This is a genomic window from Vibrio sp. 378 (assembly GCF_033339435.1).
In genome coordinates this window covers 1-762 of sequence record NZ_JAWOUO010000441.1, presented here as the reverse complement: position 1 = coordinate 762, position 762 = coordinate 1, and the positions used below count along the sequence as shown (strand labels likewise).

The following is a 762-nucleotide window of genomic DNA, read 5'->3' as shown; positions in this document are numbered from 1 at the left end:
GAATGAAGTCTGTTTCTACAGCTGGGTTTACATCCGCTTCGTAATCAACACCTTCGACACCAAAACCGAATAGCTTCAAGAACTCTTCTTTGTACTCAACGTAGTCAGTTAGCTCTTTTAGGTTTTCAGTTGTAATTTGTGGCCATAGCTCACGACAGTGTTGTTGGATGTCTTCACGCAGTTCCCAATCATCCAGACGTAGGCGATTCATATCATCCACTTCTGCTGCGCTGCCATCTTCTTTGTAAAGACGTTGGCTGAACATGCGGTAGATTTGCTCCATACAACCTTCGTGTACACCTTCTTCACGCATCTTCTTGAATACCATTGCGATGTAAAGAGGCATAACCGGAATTGCAGAGCTTGCTTGAGTAACAACTGACTTAAGTACAGCAACATTTGCGCTGCCGCCAGTTGCACCCAGTTTCTCGTTTAGCGCTTTTGCCGCACGGTCTAGGTCCATTTTAGCTTTACCTAGCGCGCCATCCCAGTAGATTGGCCACGTTAGTTCAGTACCGATGTAGCTGTAAGCGACTGTCTTACAACCTTCCGCTAATACACCAGCGTCAGAAAGTGCATTGATCCAAAGTTCCCAGTCTTCACCACCCATTACGGTTACTGTGTCTTTGATTTCTTCTTCTGTCGCAGGCTCAACGCTTGCTTCAATGATTACGTCTTTGTTGGTATCAACCGCTGTCGATGTGTAAGTCTCACCGATAGGTTTAAGAGCTGAACGAATAAGCTCACCTGTTTCTGGCATTT

Annotated in this window: 1 protein-coding gene; it reads right to left on the bottom strand. The window is 45.7% G+C overall.

The window, feature by feature from the left end:
* The coding region (gene fabV / locus R7Q48_RS26815) for an enoyl-ACP reductase FabV (RefSeq protein WP_318133275.1) at positions 1-762 on the bottom strand (762 nt) is incomplete at both ends.